Annotated in this window: 17 protein-coding genes; 3 read left to right on the forward strand and 14 right to left on the reverse strand. The window is 35.5% G+C overall.

The genetic code is table 11. From position 1 onward, the window contains the following. Positions 1 to 4 precede the first annotated feature (4 nt). Positions 5 to 2,605, reverse strand: a complete 2,601-nt coding sequence (gene ligD, locus BKM63_RS15745; protein WP_071637534.1) for a DNA ligase D — start codon at positions 2,603 to 2,605, stop codon at positions 5 to 7. Beyond that, on the reverse strand, positions 2,592 to 3,074 hold the full coding sequence (locus tag BKM63_RS15750) for a hypothetical protein (RefSeq protein ID WP_071637535.1): 483 nt from the start codon (positions 3,072 to 3,074) through the stop codon (positions 2,592 to 2,594). The genes ligD and BKM63_RS15750 overlap by 14 nt, the downstream gene beginning before the upstream one ends. A 273-nt stretch (positions 3,075 to 3,347) precedes the next feature. Between BKM63_RS15750 and BKM63_RS15755 the strand changes: the two genes are divergently transcribed. Further along, positions 3,348 to 5,495, forward strand: a complete 2,148-nt coding sequence (locus BKM63_RS15755; RefSeq protein WP_071637536.1) for a catalase — start codon at positions 3,348 to 3,350, stop codon at positions 5,493 to 5,495. 62 nt (positions 5,496 to 5,557) lie between these two features. Here the strand turns inward: BKM63_RS15755 and BKM63_RS15760 are convergent, their stop codons facing one another. Beyond that, on the reverse strand, positions 5,558 to 6,433 hold the full coding sequence (locus tag BKM63_RS15760) for a DMT family transporter (protein ID WP_071637537.1): 876 nt from the start codon (positions 6,431 to 6,433) through the stop codon (positions 5,558 to 5,560). A gap of 1 nt (position 6,434) precedes the next feature. Beyond that, positions 6,435 to 6,956, reverse strand: a complete 522-nt coding sequence (locus tag BKM63_RS15765) for a GNAT family N-acetyltransferase (RefSeq protein ID WP_071637538.1) — start codon at positions 6,954 to 6,956, stop codon at positions 6,435 to 6,437. A gap of 64 nt (positions 6,957 to 7,020) precedes the next feature. On the opposite strand from BKM63_RS15765, the gene BKM63_RS15770 reads away from it, so the two are divergent. Further along, positions 7,021 to 7,884: a LysR family transcriptional regulator gene (locus BKM63_RS15770; RefSeq protein ID WP_071637539.1), complete on the forward strand. Its 864-nt coding sequence runs from the start codon at positions 7,021 to 7,023 to the stop codon at positions 7,882 to 7,884. Between the two features lie 5 nt (positions 7,885 to 7,889). Here BKM63_RS15770 and BKM63_RS15775 read toward each other — a convergent pair whose 3' ends face one another. The 3 genes from BKM63_RS15775 to BKM63_RS15785 all read right to left on the reverse strand — a co-directional run bounded on the left by BKM63_RS15775 (position 7,890) and on the right by BKM63_RS15785 (position 9,482). Further along, positions 7,890 to 8,336, reverse strand: a complete 447-nt coding sequence (locus BKM63_RS15775) for a GNAT family N-acetyltransferase (RefSeq protein ID WP_071637540.1) — start codon at positions 8,334 to 8,336, stop codon at positions 7,890 to 7,892. A gap of 184 nt (positions 8,337 to 8,520) precedes the next feature. Then, a complete protein-coding gene (locus BKM63_RS15780; protein ID WP_071637541.1) occupies positions 8,521 to 8,847 on the reverse strand; it encodes a DMT family transporter in 327 nt (108 codons plus the stop codon). A 71-nt stretch (positions 8,848 to 8,918) separates the two neighbouring features. After that, on the reverse strand, positions 8,919 to 9,482 hold the full coding sequence (locus BKM63_RS15785; RefSeq protein WP_071637542.1) for a Crp/Fnr family transcriptional regulator: 564 nt from the start codon (positions 9,480 to 9,482) through the stop codon (positions 8,919 to 8,921). A 284-nt stretch (positions 9,483 to 9,766) separates the two neighbouring features. Between BKM63_RS15785 and BKM63_RS15790 the strand changes: the two genes are divergently transcribed. After that, a complete protein-coding gene (locus BKM63_RS15790) occupies positions 9,767 to 10,825 on the forward strand; it encodes an NAD(P)-dependent alcohol dehydrogenase (protein ID WP_071637543.1) in 1,059 nt (352 codons plus the stop codon). A gap of 68 nt (positions 10,826 to 10,893) precedes the next feature. Here the strand turns inward: BKM63_RS15790 and BKM63_RS15795 are convergent, their stop codons facing one another. The 7 genes from BKM63_RS15795 to BKM63_RS15825 form a co-directional block, all read right to left on the reverse strand. Beyond that, the gene (locus tag BKM63_RS15795) at positions 10,894 to 11,700 is read right to left on the reverse strand and encodes an SDR family NAD(P)-dependent oxidoreductase (RefSeq protein ID WP_071637544.1); all 807 of its coding nucleotides are present in this window, start codon (positions 11,698 to 11,700) and stop codon (positions 10,894 to 10,896) included. A 151-nt stretch (positions 11,701 to 11,851) separates the two neighbouring features. Further along, positions 11,852 to 12,439: a TetR/AcrR family transcriptional regulator gene (locus BKM63_RS15800; protein WP_071637545.1), complete on the reverse strand. Its 588-nt coding sequence runs from the start codon at positions 12,437 to 12,439 to the stop codon at positions 11,852 to 11,854. A 143-nt stretch (positions 12,440 to 12,582) separates the two neighbouring features. Then, positions 12,583 to 13,809 (reverse strand): hypothetical protein, encoded by a 1,227-nt coding sequence (locus BKM63_RS15805; RefSeq protein WP_071637546.1) that lies wholly within the window; start codon positions 13,807 to 13,809, stop codon positions 12,583 to 12,585. Positions 13,810 to 13,849: 40 nt separating this feature from the next. Beyond that, on the reverse strand, positions 13,850 to 14,752 hold the full coding sequence (locus tag BKM63_RS15810) for a DUF4625 domain-containing protein (protein ID WP_071637547.1): 903 nt from the start codon (positions 14,750 to 14,752) through the stop codon (positions 13,850 to 13,852). A gap of 35 nt (positions 14,753 to 14,787) precedes the next feature. Further along, positions 14,788 to 16,980, reverse strand: coding sequence for a TonB-dependent receptor (locus tag BKM63_RS15815; RefSeq protein ID WP_071637548.1), 2,193 nt, complete (start codon positions 16,978 to 16,980; stop codon positions 14,788 to 14,790). Positions 16,981 to 16,988: 8 nt separating this feature from the next. Further along, complete coding sequence (locus BKM63_RS15820; RefSeq protein WP_071637549.1) at positions 16,989 to 17,462, reverse strand: DUF4625 domain-containing protein; 474 nt, start codon at positions 17,460 to 17,462, stop codon at positions 16,989 to 16,991. A 507-nt stretch (positions 17,463 to 17,969) separates the two neighbouring features. Beyond that, a complete protein-coding gene (locus BKM63_RS15825; RefSeq protein ID WP_071637550.1) occupies positions 17,970 to 18,317 on the reverse strand; it encodes a hypothetical protein in 348 nt (115 codons plus the stop codon). Positions 18,318 to 18,386 lie beyond the last annotated feature (69 nt).

Genomic DNA, 18,386 nt, shown 5'->3' on the forward strand with positions numbered 1-18,386 from the left:
CGCATTATTCATCACCACTTTGTTTTTCTTCTAATTTCTTTATAATTTTTTTGATATTGGCACCTTTTGATAAAACAGGTTTCCATAAATCACCTTTTTTCTCAAACCGCTGCAATACATTTTTAATTGTAAACTGCGACGGATGCAGTTTTTCATTAACTTCACTCCATTCTAAAGGTGTCGAAACCGTTGCGCCTGGTTTAGGACGGACAGAGTAAGGAGCCGCTAAAGTTTGTCCTCTTCGGTTTTGAAGAAAATCGATATATAATTTATTTTTTCTTTTTTTGATGCTTCGTTCTATTGAAGTTGTTTTAGGGAGCCTTGTGTGTACTTCTTTGGCTATTAGTTCTGCCAGAATTTTAATAGAATCATAATCGTATTGTGCACCTAGTGGTATATAAATATGCAGTCCCGTAGCTCCAGAAGTCTTGCACAAACATTCAGTTTCCAGTTCATCCATCACTTCTTTCACCACTAAAGCTGTTTCGACCACAATTTTAAAATCATCTTCCTTTGCGGGATCTAAATCAATAACCAGCCAATCCGGATTTGAAATGCTTTTAATCGTTGAATTCCATGGATTTATTTCAATACAGCCCAAATTCGCCATATAAAGCAAGGTTTCTTTATCATTACAAACAAGATAATTAACATCAGCATCGTTTGATTCTGAAAAGATTTTTTTCGTTTTAAGCCATTTTGGAGTTTTATCAACATCAATGTCTTTTTGATAAAAACTAGGCGAATCAATTCCGTTAGGAAAACGGTTCATCGATTCCGGACGATCTTTTAAATAAGGCAGCATGAGTGTAGCAGCTTCGTTATAATATTGAATAATGTCGCCCTTGGTAATTCCATCTTTAGGAAAATATATTTTGTTCTGATTCGTTAAATGAAGAGTTGTTTTACCCACTTTTAAATCGTAATCATTTTCAGTTTTGTTTTTTAAATCTCCCATTTTAATCGGATTAAGATTTATATCTTTAGTATTTTCATTTTCATTATCACGGTCGTTGTTAGGATCATTTTTCTTATCATTTCCATTAAAAACAACTTCATCTGCCTTTTTATCAATTCTTAATCCCAGATAAACGGGATGTCTTAAATTATTATCTTCTGTCCATTCTGAATATTTTACCTGACAAACTAATTTTGGTTTGACCCATTGAATTTTATCTCGTAAAGGAACTTTTTCATTCAACGGGGATTGGTCTGTAAAAAGAGGTTTTAGTTTAGAATAAAGTTCTTTTAAAACAGCTTCGGTAAAGCCAGTACCGCATTTACCAATGTATTGCAGTCTTTTGCCGCTATACTGACCCAGAAGAATGGCACCAAAATATTTTCGGGAATTTTTTGGTTCTGTAATTCCGATAATAATTGCTTCTTCTTCGTTCGAAATTTTAATTTTCAGCCAGTTACTGCTTCTCCCAGCAACCGCATAAGAACTCTCTGCTTTTTTGGCAATAATTCCTTCGCTTTTATTTTTTTGTGCTTGTTCAAATTGGGCAATACCGTTTCCGATTGTATGTTCAGAATAAAAAATATTCGAGAATTGATATTTATTAAATAAAATTTTAAGCAGTTCTTTTCGATCCAGGAGAGATAATTCGGTTACCGGATTTCCATCTAAATTGAGGAGATCAAAAACATAATATTTTAAATTTCCAATTCCGGTTTTAAGGTAATTTTGAAGCATTTGAAAATCAGCCTTTCCTGCTTCGTTTTCTACTACGACCTCGCCATCGAGAACCACAGTATGATCTATTTTTTTTAATTCATCTGCAATAGGTTTAAAACTGGTGTCGAAAGAAATTTTATTTCTGCTGAATAATTCGATTTTATCAGCATTAACAACAGCAATAGTGCGATAACCATCATATTTATTCTCAAAAATCCATTCTTCATCATCAAACGGTTTTTCAGTAGTATTGGCAAGCATCGGCTTTATGAATTCAGCTTTTATTGTTTTTGCTGCTGGCTTTTTTTTTATGGTTTTTTCGGTTGTTTTTTCTTCTTGTTCTGTTATCATTTTTGCAGATTTTTTCTCCATTTCTTCCAGACTTCTTTTAGAAATAACCGATTTATTTTTTTCTAAAATATCAATATCAGAAGCATATTTATCTTGCTTTTTAATCAGCAGCCATGCATTTTCCTGCTTTCCATGAAGTTTTACCAATGAAAATTCTCCTTTAAGTTTTTTCCCCTTTAAGATAAAACTCAAACGTCCTTTTTTTAGGTCGGTTAAGAGTTGCTTTTCTGCCGAAGTTGTTCTCTCGTCAGAAGTATAAGTTCCATTATCCCATACAATTACATTTCCTGCGCCATAATTTCCGGCCGGAATTGTTCCTTCAAAATCTTTGTAGCTGTACGGATGATCTTCGACCATCATGGCAAGACGTTTCACTTCCGGATCCATTGAAGGGCCTTTAGGAACCGCCCAGCTTTTGAGTACACCATCCATTTCTAATCTAAAGTCATAATGCAGATGCGATGCAGCGTGTTTTTGAACCACAAATATTAGTTCACTGGCCGATTTTTCGACCTTGCCCTTTGGTTCGCGTGTTTGCTTAAAATCTCTCTTTTCGTTGTATTTAGACAGTGACATAGGCGTTTGCTAGTATTAAAAGAGTTAAAGTAATAGAGTAAAGCGCAGTGGCTACAATAGCAAAAATGATATGAGCAAAGAACAGCTGAATATAATAACCCTTAAAGTCAATTGGGGGTTGATGATGGGTCATTTTGAAAATAAATACCCAGCTGATAATACCAATCAAACCGCTAATTACTCCTAGTAGGAGAGCACTTAACGGCGAAATTGCTAATATGTCCTTTACCCAAATGATATGATATCCAAGCACAAACAAAAAACCGATTATGTAGTGCAATAACCACCCCCAGGTTTTCTTTGATTGTTCGGAGCGATTCAAGTTCATTTTTTCTAAAACAAAAGCGAGCAATACCGGCTCTTTGTACAGTTCCCTAAAGCTTTTTGACATAGCGTAACTGAACCAGGTCATGGCTGAGGTTGCGCCAATAGAAACCAGCAGTAGTTGTAAAATAATGAATAAAACCATACAGCTCTTTTTTTAAAATTAATTTGAATCGTATATCAAAGTTATTTCAGAAAAGCGTTTTTTACTTATACTATTAAAATTTGTAATTATATAATTATCAGTATGTAACGATTTTTTTGTGGATAGTTTAAATGATGTAATTCTAAAATTTAATTGTATAATTTTCACTATCATGTGTCGGTTATCTTTGATAGAATTTCTATTACAACCTCATTTATAGAAATGAAACTTTATTACGTCAAAAAAAATAATAAATGTTAAAACAAAGAAAAAATGAAAAATTCAAAGAAACCAAACCCTGATAATTCTGATGAAAAACAAAGAGATTTAGATTTAAATAAATCTCACGCAGAAAATCAGTTTTTAACAACTAATCAAGGAGTTAAGATAAATGACAATAACAACTCCCTAAAATCTGGAGAAAGAGGCCCATCTCTTTTAGAAGATTTTATTTTAAGAGAAAAAATAACCCATTTTGACCACGAACGAATTCCGGAAAGAATCGTTCATGCGAGAGGTTCTGCCGCACATGGATATTTTGAACTTTACAATTCGATGGAAAAATATACCAAAGCAGGATTTTTAAATAATACCAGTATTAAAACTCCCGTTTTTGTTCGTTTTTCAACTGTTGCCGGTTCAAGAGGTTCTACAGATTTAGCCCGTGATGTGCGTGGTTTTGCTGTAAAATTTTATACCCAGGAAGGTATTTTTGATTTGGTTGGAAATAATATGCCTGTATTTTTTATTCAGGATGCCATGAAATTTCCGGATTTAATTCATGCTGTTAAACCCGAGCCTCACAATGAGATTCCGCAGGCAGCATCGGCACATGATACTTTTTGGGATTTTATTTCACTGATGCCCGAGTCTATGCATATGATTATGTGGGTAATGAGCGACAGGGCAATTCCGAGAAGTTTACGAATGATGGAAGGTTTTGGTGTTCATACTTTTAGATTTGTAAACAAACAAAATGAATCGCATTTCGTAAAATTTCACTGGAAACCAAAATTAGGAACGCATGCCGTTGCCTGGGACGAAGCACAAAAAATATCAGGTAAAAACTCCGATTTTCACAAACAGGATTTATGGGAAGCTATTGATTCCGGAAATTTCCCGGAGTGGGAGTTAGGCGTTCAGATTATTCCGGAAAGCGATGAACATAAATATGATTTTGATTTGCTGGATCCAACAAAATTAGTTCCTGAGGAATTAGTTCCGGTAACCATTATTGGAAAAATGGTATTGAATAAAAACCCTGATAATTTTTTCGCAGAAACAGAGCAGGTTGCATTTCATCCGGGGCATATTGTACCTGGTATTGATTTTACCAATGATCCTCTATTACAAGGCCGATTATTTTCTTATACCGATACGCAGTTATCAAGATTAGGAAGTCCAAATTTTCACGAAATTCCAATTAACAGAACAATAGCGCCAATGCACAACAACCAGCGCGACGGACATATGCGTCAGGAAATTGCGACTGGAAAGGTGAGTTATCATCCTAATTCACTGGGAGGTGGCTGTCCTTTTCAGGCCAAAATTGACGAAGGCGGATTTGCCAGTTTTAATGAACGAATTGATGCACATAAAATAAGAGAAAGAAGCGAAAGTTTCTCAGATCATTTTAGCCAGGCGGCACTTTTTTACAACAGCCAGACTGCTATCGAACAAGATCATATCGCTAACGCATTATCTTTTGAATTAGGAAAAGTAGAAACAGTTGCTATTCGCGAAAGAATGCTGGGATTACTTAATTTTATTAATTCCGAATTGGCAGCGAAAGTGGCTAAAAGTCTGGGAATTCCAGTTCCTAAAACTATTGAAAAACCCATAAATCATGGGGTAGGTGCTGATGATAATGGTCATCACGAACCAACAAAAGTAAAGCAAAACATTCAAAATTCTGACGCTTTGAGTATGCTGAAAAATCCAACAATTTCTAATACCATTGCCACAAGACAAATTGCTTTTTTATGCGCCGAAGGGGTAAATGGGGATTCGGTAAAAGCAATGAAAACGGCGCTTCAAAACGCCGGGGCAAAAGCTGTAATTATTGCACCGCATTTGGGAACAATTGTGTCTGAAGAAGGAACAGAAATTCCGGTTGACCAGACGTATAAAATTGCAGCTTCAGTACTTTTTGATGGTATATTTATTCCCGGCGGTAAAGGGATCGATGCTCTTTCAAAAATAAAAGAAGTGAAAGAATTTATAAACGATACTTACAATCATTGTAAATTTATTGCAGCTGAAGCCGAAGGAACCCAGATATTAAAAAATAAAGGAGATATAAAAGAAAAAGATGCCGGAGTTTTACAAAGTGAAACTATTGCTGACAAGGCTTTGAGCACTTCCTTTATAAAAGCTCTGGGAAGACATCGTTTTTGGGAAAGAGAAAAGATGCTTGAATAATAAAATTGAAGTAAGATGAAAACCAAAAAGCTCAATTCATTTGAATTGAGCTTTTTTATGTTTTAAACATTTATGCTTTGTTTTCTTTTAAAATTTACTTCTGAAATAATAGTTGCCGCAAAAATAAGACTGCCTCCCAAAAGCAATCGTACCGAAAGGTTTTCGCCTAGAATAAAGAAAGCTGCAATCGCACCAAAAATAGGTTCAAACAAATAGATAACGGCAACTCTTTCTGCCGATAAATAACGCTGGGAAATATTTGAAATCGTGTACATATATGCTGTAGAAAACAAAGCACAGTAAACAACGCCAAGCCAAAATGTATTGTCTTTAGGAAACCAATCGGAATTTTGATCTGTAAGGGCCAAAAAGAAAGTCAGCATGGCACAGATTGCAAACATGGGAACGATTGACGTTAAAAGATTTTTAACAGCCGCATGTTTTTCTACAGAAATTAAATAAACAGCAAAAGCAAAAGCTCCGGCAATTGTGTATAAATCTCCCAGGTTTATGGTGAATTCTTCTTTTACGGCTATGACAAACAAACCGCATAATGCCGTTATGGCTGCTATCCAGATTTTTAAAGGGATATTAGTTTTGTAAACGGTGAGTTTTATTAACGGAATAATAATGACACATAATCCGGCGATAAAAGAACACTGAGAAGCATCGGTGTATTTTAAACCGACGGTTTGCAGATGAATGCCTAAAAACATAGGAACTGCCAGGATAGCACCGGTTTTAATAGATTCGAAGGTGGTTTCTCTAACATATTTCCAAAAAATTATGGTTAGAACCACTACGGCCATTAAAAAGCGATAGAATAAAAAGGTTGAGGGAGAATAATTCCCAACTGCCAGTTTGGTAACAGAATAGGATATTCCCCAAAAAGCAGTACCAATAATGAGTAAAACCAATAGAATTTGTTTTTGTTTCATTTTATTTTAAAACTTTTTTCATCATTAAATCCGTTTGTTCGTCATCGCCCAATTTGAAAATATGAGTTCCAAATTCTACAAAACCGTTTTTGGTGTAAAAGCTTACTGCCCTGAAATTATTTACCCAGACACCAAGCCAAATATAATCTGCTTTTATTTCCTCTCCTTTTTGCAGAGCCTGATTGTAAAGTTCCTGAGCCACTTTTTTACCATGAAATTCTTTTAAAACATAAATACGTTCTATTTCGAGTGCGTTTTTATCCTTCATTTCGGTTTGAGCCTCGCCCGTATTTAATTTGAGGTAGCCAATTACTTTTCCTTCTAATTCTGCTAAATAAAAGTGAGAATCTTTATTTTGGAGTTCTGCTGTTAGTTTTTCGATGGCAAAACTTTCATTCAGATATTTGATCATATTTTCATCTGAATTGTTCGTAGCAAATGTTTCCGAAAAAGTAATTCTTCCTATAGTTTGAAGCCTTTCAGCATCAGCTATTAGGGCTTTATTTATTTTGATCGTATTCATTATATTAAATTATTAATGCATTAAAACCTATTTTTTATTTGTATTAAATGCGTAAATTGCATCAATGGATTTACAGCAGATTAAATATTTTTTGGCTCTTGCCCGCGAACTTCATTTCTGGAATACTGCCGGAAAAATGAATATTACACAATCAGCTCTCAGCCGCCAGATTCAGTCCCTTGAAAACCAGCTGGGTGTCAAGTTGTTTGAACGTAATAAACGCAATGTCAAACTTACGGATGCCGGTCGATTTCTTCAGGAAAAATGGGAAGTAGAACTCAGTAAACTAGAGTACATTCATCAATCGGCCCGACAGATTCATTTAGGCGAAAGCGGTACGATTACGATTTCTCATCCTGATTCTATTTCTGCTTCCATCATGCCGGATATTTTATCCCGAATATCGGATGCTTTTCCCAAATTAAAAATAAAACTGGTTCAGGTATTGTATGAAAACCAGCAGGATTTTCTTCTCAATTATAAAATCGATCTGGCTATTACCCGTGACATTAATCATGCGCGCGATATAAAATCAGAAAAAATCTATACCGATAATTTATCGATCGTAGTTCCTGAGAATCATCCGTATCGAAAACTGGAAGACCTTACAAAAGAATCTCTTGCTAATCAAAAATTTATACTGCCTACTACAGACGAAGGAAGCAGTTACAGCGATTTGGTACAAGGATTATTTAACTCTTTTGAAAGCGCACCCGAAGTTTATCTTCATTCTGAATTTGGATCGGCGATTATTGCGTTGGTCCGAAAAGGACTCGGTATTGCCATATTACCGGATTCATACGTTTTTCATGAAATTTCAGGCATCCGATTTATTAAGCTTCCGCTAAAAACAGATCTTTATCTTAATTGGAGAACCGAAGATCATAACCCCGTTCTGGCTAACGTTTTAAAACTCATTGTTTCTTAAACCTATTAGACCCGTAACATTTCGATATGCGGAATTCCGTCTTCATCATACACTTCTCCCTTCTCAACAAATCCAAGAGATTGATAAAACCTGGATAAATGATATTGCGCGCCAATACGAATAGGACCATTTCCGAATTTTTCGTAACAGCCTTCAATTGAGGCTTCCATAAGTTTTTTTCCTAACCCTAATCCGCGGTGAGAGTTAGAGATTACCACTCTTCCTATAGAAATTTCCTTAAAAGATAAACCTGCCGGAACTAAACGCGTGCTTCCTGCAAATTCATTATTTACGTAATATAGAAGATGAAAACTCTTTTGGTCTTTATTATCGAGATCGAGATAAGGACAATTTTGTTCTACCACAAAAATTTCACTTCTTAAACGAAGCATGGCGTACAATTCGATATTGGTTAATTCATCAAATGATTTAATAGTATAGCTTAAAGTCATATTTTACCTGGTTTGCTGCTTTTTCTGGCAAATATAAAACTGGAAATAATGATATAAAATGCTTATTTTTTATCATGTGATGCATAAAATGCATTAGTCTGTTTTTTTTTAAAATAAAAAAGCGAAATACTTTCCTGAAAATGGATTAAAGTATTTCGCTTTCAAAGCTTTAGGTTAAAATATATTAATGTGATACTGCTTTAAGTCCCACAATAGAAGCAACCAGAGTAGTAAGAAAAAATATGCGCCAAAAAGCAGCAGGTTCTTTAAACAAAAATATTCCCATAAGTACTGTTCCAACAGCACCAATTCCAGTCCAAATAGCATACGCGGTTCCTAGCGGAAGTGTTTCGGCAGCTTTTATCAGTAATAGCATACTGACAGTTATCGAGATAAAAAAGCCGATATACCAATAATACATTTCCATGCCTGTAGTTTCTTTTGCTTTTCCAAGACAAGTTGCAAAGGCTACTTCAAAAAGTCCTGCAATAATTAAAATAATCCAGTTCATATAGTTAAAATTTTATGGAGCAAAGTTCCTTCTCTGCATTCAGAAAAAATTTAACAAATGATAAAAAATATTTATTTTAATTCAGCGCGAATTCTGCTTAGGCTGACTTGTGTAATGCCGAGATAAGAGGCAATATGTCCCAATTGTATTCTTTTAATCAGTTCAGGATGATTTGTGATAAGATCTAAATAACGTTCAGATGCGTTTTTAAAGAGTTTAGAAATTAATCGTTCTTCTGTTTTAATGAGTTCTCTTTCGGCAAATTTCCGGCCCCAGTTGGCAATATGAATATCAGAATTAAACAATTGCTGCAAATTGGCTGTTTTTAATTCATAGAGTTCACAGTCTTCCAAAAGTTCGATATTTTCATAACCATTTTGATTTTCAACATAGCTTTTCATGGAGATAATGGTTTCTCCTTCTTTACCAAACCAAAAAGTTACATCGCTGTCATCTTCATCAATGTAAGCCCTTACAATTCCTTTTTTAATAAAGTAAATGCTCGATTCAACCTTGCCCGCTTTTAATATAATATGTCCTTTTGGATAGGTTACTGAGTTGATTGTCAGTAATAAATCTTTTTTTGACTGTTCAGGCAATAGAAAGATGTGATCCAGAATAGTTGAAATGTCCATTTTTGGTATTGATTTGTTTTTAAAAATAATAAGTTCTTATTATTTAGGATAAAGTTATTAAATTTGATAGAAGACAAAAGATAAAATTGAATAAATGAGGTAATTGCAGGTACTTAACCTTCCTTTTATTTTTACTGTTTTTTGCTTTTAATTTTAATTTCTGTCGTTTTCTGCCCCGTCTTATTATATTTTAAAATTGTTTGAATTTCATAAGTAAATGTTTCTTTTCTGTTATTTTAAGGCAAGAAGCTGTTTTAATTTTACAACTTAAAATCTAAAAAAATATGAATACAAGTAGCACAAAAGCATTTGGTACAAAAGCAGCAGACGCATTGCTGGAAGAAATGACAATTGCACGCAGAGAAGTTTTGCCAAAAGACGTTGAGATCGAAATTCTATACTGTGGTGTATGTCATTCTGATTTGCATACGGCCAGAAACGACTGGGGAGGAAGTTTGTATCCTGCAGTTCCAGGGCATGAAATTGTAGGGAGAGTTACAAAAGTAGGTAATGAAGTTACAAAACTAAAAGTAGGAGATCTGGCTGGAGTAGGCTGCCTGGTTGATTCTTGTCATACTTGCGACAGTTGTAAACAAGATTTAGAACAATACTGTTTAAACGGATTTACAGGAACTTACAACGGAAAGGATAAACATATTGGCGGACACACGTTTGGTGGTTATTCTGAAAAAGTAGTTGTAGACGAGCATTTTGTTCTAAAAGTGCCTGCAAACTTAAATTTAGCAGCGGTTGCCCCTTTACTTTGTGCAGGAATTACAACCTGGTCACCATTAAGACACTGGAAAGTAGGAAAAGGAAGTAAGGTTGCTGTAGTTGGTTTAGGCGGATTAGGGCACATGGCAATTAAACTGGCAAAAGGTTTAGGAGCAGAAGTTACATTGTTTTCAAGAACTCCGGACAAAATACAAGATGCAATCGAGTTGGGAGCAGATTCTGTAATTATTTCTACAGATGACCAGCAGATGAAATCAGTAAGCGGTAAATACGATCTTATTATCGATACGGTTCCTTATGTGCATGATGTAAATCCTTATGTGGCTACCTTAAATATCAATGGAACTTTAGTTTTAGTGGGGTATTTAGGAGGTTTGGAGCCAATTTTGAATACCGTGCCCATGATTATGGGAAGAAAATCTGTAGCAGGTTCTGTAATTGGCGGTATTGCCGAGACACAAGAAATGCTTGATTTTTGTGGTGAACATAATATTGTTTCGGAAATTGAAATTATTAAAATGCAGGAAATCAATGAAGCATACGAAAGAATGCTGAAAAGCGACGTAAGATATCGTTTTGTAATTGATATGGATTCTCTTAAATCTTAATTCAGGGTTTATAGAAAACAAAAAGGCAATCTTAACAAGATTGCCTTTTTGTTTAAAATGTTATTTGATTATCCGTGCGCTGCTACAGAAACGTCATTCCATTTTTCCCAGGTTGCTAATTTTTGTTCGTAGTTTTGTTTTACGAACGGAAGAGCCACTCTTCCTAATAACAAGCGTAATGGAGGATTTTCACTTTCAACCAGTTTAAGAATTGCTGGTGAAGTTGCTTCAACAATTCCGAAATCATTTTCTGATTCTGAAAATGCTTTTTTAAGACCATCATAAACAGGATTGCTTTCGCTGCTTATTCCGGTATGCCAAATATTTGATGCATAACCATTTGGCTCTACAAGCGTAACATTGATTCCAAATTGTTTTACTTCTGTGGCTAAAGTTTCGCTTAAACCTTCGATAGCAAATTTTGAAGCATTATAAAGTCCCATAGTTGGCAGAGCAGCCAGTCCTAAAATAGAAGAAACCTGAATAATATGTCCGCTTTTTTGCTCTCTCATAATGGGTAAAACTGCTTGTGTAAGCCATAAAGTACCGAAGAAATTAGTTTCAAATTGTGCTCTTGCTTCTTCCTGAGTTGCTTCTTCTACGGCTCCGGTTAGGGCATAGCCTGCATTGTTAATCAAAATATCGATTGTTCCAAAATGCTGTTTTACTTTTTGCACCACTGATAGTGATTCTTCGCGATTGTCTACATCCAGCTTTAAAGCCAAAACGGATTCGCCGTATTTTTCTTTTAAATCGTTTAAAGTTTCCACGTTACGGGCCGTAGCCGCAACTTTGTATCCTTTTGCTAAAAATGCTTCTGCCCAGGCTTTTCCAAAACCTTTTGATGCTCCTGTAATTAAAATTGTTTTTGACATTGTGTTTTTTATTTGTTGTTAATTAATGTGTTGTTTATGTTTTGTTGTTTGTTGTTTATTGTTTGTTGTTTATTGTTTGTGGTTTATTGTTTGTGTTGGAATTTTATTTAAAACAAAAGTGACTGATCGGTCTTTTTTTTGATAAAAAAAATTAGAAGCTGTTTTCCTCTATTAAATTTTTAAGCGTTTTGGCCACGACCTGCATTTTATCATTGTTTCCGGACATTCTTGACATTAAATGACCGCCTTCGAGCATGGCAAACATTGCGATTGCAAATTCAGCAGCGTTCAAGTCTGCTTTAAATTCTTTATTTGAAATTCCGTTTTCTATAATACCGGCTAATAACTGCTGGCTTTGTTTAATAGCGTTGTTTACTTTTTCTTTTACGGTTGGATTCGTGTCATCTGCTTCTGTCCCAAAATTCAATAAAGGACAACCGCCTGTAACGGGTGGGTGAGTAGGATTGCTAAAAAAATCAATGTAAGTAAATAAAGCTTCTTTTGCACTTTTGCATCTGCTTAAAGCAGCCTGAAGTTTAATTGATAATACCTTTACGTTATGATCAACAGCAGCACAGGCGAGTACTTCTTTATTTTCAAAATGAACATACATACTGCCTTTAGACAATTTGGTAGCTTCCATAATATCGCTCATAGAAGTAGCGGCAATTCCTTTTGTATTAAAAATAGGAGCGGCTTTTTCTATAATAAATTGTCTGGTTTCTTCACCTTTTGCCATGATAGCTGAATTTTACACTGCAAATATATGACCGATTGGTCATATATGCAACTATTTTTTAATTTTTTTTATTTCCAGAGTAATTTATCACTAAAAAAAGCGTGCTTTAAGGCACGCTTTTCCAATAGCTTAAGTATCTGTATTTAATGACTTTTGCTATTCTCAAACCCCAGAATTGTAATCATATACGGCGTAGTCGAAACTTTAATTTTGTTTACAATTGCCGTCTTTTCAAAGCTATATTGCAGTAATTCTCCTGTTGATGGCGAAGTGATATACGCAAAATTGGCTGTTAATTGTATTTGTGGTTTCAATGGTGCATCAGCTGCTGTTTCTCCAATAATTTTAGATTCTTTTTCAACTTGGAGGCTGTTTAGGTTAAATAATTTAAACTCACCCGAATGCAATAAAACGCCTAGCTTTTTATGATCATAGCTTACTTTGCACTGCATAATTTTTGTATTTTCAATGATTGGTTTTATGGTTCCGTTTACCACATCAATCAAATATGCGCCTTTTGCGGCCGTGTATCCCACAAATTTACCGCTGTAATCTGTTTCTAAAATCGTTCCGAACCAAGCCGTTCCAAAATCCTCAGGAAAAGCAATTAGTTTTTGTTTTCCACTGCTTTCTACAACCAAAACACCACTTGCAGAGCCAAAAACAGCATAAGTTCCGTCAGAAGCATTTCCGTGAATCCCTTTTGTAGTAAGGGCTGGATCGAATAAAGTTTTACCTGTATTGTCTATAATTTTTACTTTTTCGGGAAGTGTTCCTGCAACCGAATTATCTTTTACCGTAATAGCATACGTTCCGTTCGAGAAAGCAGCCATTGCGCCATGATGCGCCAAAAGTCCTGCATTGATAATTTTAAATTTAGCTCCAGCTGTATTAACCTCTGTTTCTTTTGCAACAGATAAAGTTCCGTCGCCGTCATTAAAAGTCAGGATTTCTCCAATTTTACTTTTAAAGTGAGTTGGAAGCGGCGACTGGCCAGTTAAGGCACCAAATTTTGGTAATCCGTCAACATCCACATGATCGCCATGGCCTTCAAATCCGCTGTCAAAAGTTTCGACCGTATTATCTGCCCTGTGGACAATTCCGGCATATCGCCCTGATTCTGTTGTGTAAAGAGAAGATTTTGCAAATTTGGCGTTAAAAAATGCTGCAGTAGCATCTACCGGATTTACAAGTGTAAGCTGCGTCGTTTTTTCATCCGAAAGCAAAATTCTTAAATATTTGAATTCCGTTACTGCTTCATCAGGAGCAGGAGCAGGAGCAGGAGCAGGAGTGTCGTCGTCATTGCTGCAGGAAATTGCAAAAAGAGACAAAGCGAATAAGAAAATCAGTTTGAAATAAGTTTTTTTCATTGTAAGTGTATTTAGGGTTAATTTTTATGATTTTTTTGAACTAAAAGTTGATAGTGATGGGCATTGATTTGTATGTGCTCATGTTGTAAGACGTATTTTTATACAATACTACCCAGTTGTATTGACCGGATTCCCATGCTTTTTCAGCCGTTATAGCATTTCCTTCATTGTCTTTATCCGCGCCAATGACAATGCTTTCTCCGCCGTATACATCGTTTATTTTTTGAAGTGTTGTAATTTTTGAAGCAGCCGGAAGATCTTTATGTTCAACTTTTGAAATAATAATTACTTTTTTAAAGTCAAGATTGTCAATACTTTCCGGGTGATAATTGAAGCTTTTTTTAATTAAAACAGAATATAAGATTCCGTTGCCCATAATCTGGCTGATTTGCGCATGAGCCGTTAGTTTATCATTTTTTTTGAAAACTAACTGAGGCTCTACCCAGGTCTCCATATAATAAATAAGATCCTCATTTCGCGACAGCATATCTCGGCCTACAACAGGATCAACAGGCATATTGGCAGGATCTGTAATCGTAAGGACTTCTTTGATCTCCAGTGTCGATCCGTTTTCGTCCGTTACGATAAATAAGAAATCAAATTTTCCTTCGGGAGCATCGGCAGGAATCGTAAAATGTTTGTGCACATTGGTGTTTTTTACCCCAATATATTGCGGCCAAGTAAGTTCCAGTTTCCAGTCTTTGGTATATTTTTCGCCGGTTTTAGGAAGTATTTTTAATTCTACGTTTTTAATTTTATCCGCGGCAGTAACATCAGCATTAAAATGAAAGTCACGACCGACTAAAGCTTGTTTGTTATTTGCCGTTCCTATTTCGATATTGGCAGCAGTTGGTTTTAACACTTCATTATCGTCATCATTATTACAGGCGACGAATGCAGAAGCCGTCATTAAAAATAGAAGAATCGATTTTACTTTTTTCATAAGTTTTGGGTATTTAAAATTGGGTTGTACATTTTTTATTGATGGATTAAAAAGGGAACTTTTACAGAAAGGATAATGTTTCTGCCTGCTTCCGGAAGTTCAATCAGCCTGTAAAAACTGGTATGATTTAGATATCGCGTGTTGAATACATTCTGAACTTGAAGCGATACCGCAAAATCCTGTTTTCCGGCTTGTAATTTTGTTCCGAATGCGAGATTGAAAACCTGACTGTCTGCCGTTTTCTTTTCTGGCGGCACAATCTGGTTTTGTTGTGCCGTAAAACGATAATCGATTGAAAAATACGTATCTCTTAAATTCTTGATTTCCGGATTATAATTAATACCGAATAAAACTGAGGCGGGAGGAGAGAAGGGAAGCGTATACCCTTTTTTACTGCCGGATAATTGTTCTGAATAAAGGTATTCGGCTAAAATTTCACCGCTCAAATTTTTTAGAAATTGATACTTTGCCTGCAGTTCACCGCCATAACGCATAACTTTACTCTGCTGATATTCAAAAACCTGATTTCCTGCGCCATAGTAAATATCATGCTGAGATGTTGGGTTTAAATAGATGAAATTGGGGAAATAGTTAAAAAACGGATTCAACTGCAGCGACCATCTGTTTTCCTGCCAGTCGATTCCGAGATCTAATTGATACGAACGCTCGGCATTTAGATTTTGATTCCCTTTTTCAAATCGGAAATAATGATAATTTACTCCGTTTGAAGCTAATTCTTTTGCAATTGGCATTCTAAAACTCGTTCCGGCATTGGCTTTAAACAAAACTTTTCCCGGATTGTAATTTACTCCGGCTGACCACGTAAAGCTTTTAAACGTTTTGGTTAAATCTTCAGAACGCTTTAAATATTCACGGTTAGTCTGGCCGTTTTGCGTAATCTCGCTTTCAAACCAATCGTTGTACTGTTCTATTTTGATTTGTCCATAATCCATTCGAAGAGCTCCGTGAAGCATCCAGAAATCATTTAGGGGCATTTTATCATAAGCAAATAATCCGGCATTCAGCTGATTAAAAGCAGGAATTAAAAAGCTCCAGCCGTTGATTTCGTTTTGCTGCTGTTCACCATTTAAGCCAATGGTAAATTGATGTTTTCCAGCCGAAAATTCATCTTTAACCGAGGCTGAAAAGACATCTTTATCATATTGTCTTTCCAGATCATGAGGCGCATACATATCAGCGGGATAAAGTGGAGGCATGTAACCGTGATTTACATAATGGCTCCATTCGCGGCGGAAATTATTCTGAAAACCCAATTGTGTCTGCAGCGCATGATTTCCAACTTCAAACGAAGTCGTATTACTGATTTTAGTATGCGTAACCTCCTGAAAAGGCATCAAAATATCACGGCTTGATTTATCGTGAAGTTCAAGGTCTACATTTCGTGGTTCTAATCCGTGTGCGTTCGCAAAAAAACCGCTTTTCGTATGAACAGAACTGAAATAGAAAACAGATTTAAAGTTCTCTCCTGCATATCCGGTGCTTAAATGCAAATCAAGTTCACGTCCTGCTGTATTGCGCAAATGATTTTTGTATAAAGGCACCGCATAATTGTAAACCTGAACCATATCGGCAGGAACACGATAATCGCCATAATCTTGTGAAGTAATTCGGGTATCGAAGAACCAGTTTTGATTCCTTCCAAAAAGATTCAATGAGCCTCCAAATTGTTCATTATTGCTTTTAGCCGTAAAATCAACAGCGCCGCCCAAAGTGTTTTTTTTAGGAAAAGGCAAGGGGCTGATATTTACTGCACCGCCAATAGCATCGGAACCATAAATAAAGGAGGATGGTCCTTTTATGATTTCAACGCGATTAACTGCATATTGATCGATTTCCAAACCGTGGTCTGCGCCCCATTGCTGTCCTTCGTGTTTTATGCCGTTTTCGACCACAATAACCTGATTAAAACTGAGCCCGCGAATTAAGGGTTTAGAACCGCCTGACCCAATAGAAATAGTTTTAACACCCGGAATTCGCTGTAACGACTGCATCAGGCTTCCGCCGAGATTCCGCTGAATGAAACCACTGTTTACGGCTTCAATATTTAGGGATTCCTCTTTTTTAAGACGTTTTCCGGACTGATCTTTAATCACAACTTCTTCCAGTTCTTTTGCTTTGGGGGTGTTATTCTGAGACTGAACTTTTGAAAAGAAAGCAAGGCAGAACAACAGGTAAATCAAGAATCTATTTGATTTATTTTCAATCATTAAACAGTTTATAAAATTTTAATACTTAAGCCTTTTATACTCTGCCAGCCTTCTTTATCAGTCAAACGAATCATAAAATGATAATCACCCGGTTCAATATCCTGTGGAATTGTAATTTCCTGAACGGCTTCGTAGGTTTTTAAACCTGAAGGAATGGTAACGGAATTGATGTACAGAAAAGGATTTACAGGCTTTTTAATTGGAGCCGTTTCGCAGTCTGATACTTCGGTACTATGCGTATGATGATCGAAATTGTGATGAATATCAAGACTATACGATCCTAAAGCAGCATTGTCGTTAAATTGAGCACGAAATGTAATTTTCTGTCCGCGCGTCATTTGACTGCATTGTACAGGAAATGCATTTGAAGCCGAAATATCAATTACTGGATATTCCTTATCCACTTCATTATCATCACTGCTGCAAGCGGTAAAGGCGAGTGAACTTAAAAAGAGAGCGGTAATAATTTTGACTTTTTTCATATTTAGTATTTTGGGATTACAAGGCAGGGGAGCTTCGTTTGGAATTTCAGATAAGGCATAGTGATACCTTCTCAGTACAAAATGCACTAAGTGAAATTGCAACACATAACCAGCAGTGTTATGTTACGAAAGCATATTTTTGAATGAAGAAAACGCCATTAAAGCAGTAAAACAAAGTACAGAACACAAGTGGATTGCACGCTTTTTACCGGAATAAGTTTAGGAATGTTATGGATTTTGTCCAGATTTCACTGGAAGTATAAATCTAAAACCGTTGATTTTTTTAGCACATAGAAACATAGCTGCAAAACTCTTAAAAGGTTTTTCACTTATTTAAACAAACAGAAAACTATGTATTAGAGTTTTCTTTTCACATATAATTCCGTCCCTAAATTTCTGGTTCAGGACTATATTTCTATTTGTTGAAAATAAATATATAAGATAATGTTCTAGATTTAAACTTGAAAAAAAGCAAAAGCATAACATTCCGTTCAGGAATGACGATTCTTAGATTGTGGGAGGAGCGCGGAGCGCAAACAGGGAACCTTTAAAGTAATTAGAATAACTTTTAGAATAAAAAGCAGTAAACGAATTTATAAAACTGCTTTTATAGAATTCAAAAGGTTCAAAAGTAAAAGTGGTAACAGGGCTGAATTTAAAATGACAGATAGCGCATTCTTCATTAGAATGCTTATGGATTTTAAATTCGGTTTTAGCAGTATGATGCAGTTCTGTTTTTTTAGGAACAGCATTATGATTGTGAATATGTTCATACGAATGTATTACCGGAAATAATATTGCGAACAATACGATAAGCGGTAAGAGAAGATTAATAAATTTTAATTTCTTTTTCATTCAGATGACATGGCATTTGGTTAATGCGACAGAGTTGCAAATATAAAATTCTTATTTGTAAATGCAACA

The sequence above is a fragment of the Flavobacterium johnsoniae genome (assembly GCF_001879205.1).
Lineage (GTDB): Bacteria > Bacteroidota > Bacteroidia > Flavobacteriales > Flavobacteriaceae > Flavobacterium > Flavobacterium johnsoniae_A.

Bases quoted from the DNA above. Each gene is read 5' to 3' on its own strand.
- BKM63_RS15805 (WP_071637546.1), bottom strand. From the start codon at position 13,809: ATGAAAAAAACTTATTTCAAACTGATTTTCTTATTCGCTTTGTCTCTT.
- BKM63_RS15765 (WP_071637538.1), bottom strand. From the start codon at position 6,956: ATGAATACGATCAAAATAAATAAAGCCCTAATAGCTGATGCTGAAAGG.
- BKM63_RS15810 (WP_071637547.1), bottom strand. From the start codon at position 14,752: ATGAAAAAAGTAAAATCGATTCTTCTATTTTTAATGACGGCTTCTGCA.
- ligD (WP_071637534.1), bottom strand. From the start codon at position 2,605: ATGTCACTGTCTAAATACAACGAAAAGAGAGATTTTAAGCAAACACGC.
- BKM63_RS15815 (WP_071637548.1), bottom strand. From the start codon at position 16,980: ATGATTGAAAATAAATCAAATAGATTCTTGATTTACCTGTTGTTCTGC.
- BKM63_RS15750 (WP_071637535.1), bottom strand. From the start codon at position 3,074: ATGGTTTTATTCATTATTTTACAACTACTGCTGGTTTCTATTGGCGCA.
- BKM63_RS15770 (WP_071637539.1), top strand. From the start codon at position 7,021: ATGGATTTACAGCAGATTAAATATTTTTTGGCTCTTGCCCGCGAACTT.
- BKM63_RS15780 (WP_071637541.1), bottom strand. From the start codon at position 8,847: ATGAACTGGATTATTTTAATTATTGCAGGACTTTTTGAAGTAGCCTTT.
- BKM63_RS15775 (WP_071637540.1), bottom strand. From the start codon at position 8,336: ATGACTTTAAGCTATACTATTAAATCATTTGATGAATTAACCAATATC.
- BKM63_RS15760 (WP_071637537.1), bottom strand. From the start codon at position 6,433: ATGAAACAAAAACAAATTCTATTGGTTTTACTCATTATTGGTACTGCT.
- BKM63_RS15755 (WP_071637536.1), top strand. From the start codon at position 3,348: ATGAAAAATTCAAAGAAACCAAACCCTGATAATTCTGATGAAAAACAA.
- BKM63_RS15795 (WP_071637544.1), bottom strand. From the start codon at position 11,700: ATGTCAAAAACAATTTTAATTACAGGAGCATCAAAAGGTTTTGGAAAA.
- BKM63_RS15800 (WP_071637545.1), bottom strand. From the start codon at position 12,439: ATGGCAAAAGGTGAAGAAACCAGACAATTTATTATAGAAAAAGCCGCT.
- BKM63_RS15820 (WP_071637549.1), bottom strand. From the start codon at position 17,462: ATGAAAAAAGTCAAAATTATTACCGCTCTCTTTTTAAGTTCACTCGCC.
- BKM63_RS15790 (WP_071637543.1), top strand. From the start codon at position 9,767: ATGAATACAAGTAGCACAAAAGCATTTGGTACAAAAGCAGCAGACGCA.
- BKM63_RS15785 (WP_071637542.1), bottom strand. From the start codon at position 9,482: ATGGACATTTCAACTATTCTGGATCACATCTTTCTATTGCCTGAACAG.
- BKM63_RS15825 (WP_071637550.1), bottom strand. From the start codon at position 18,317: ATGAAAAAGAAATTAAAATTTATTAATCTTCTCTTACCGCTTATCGTA.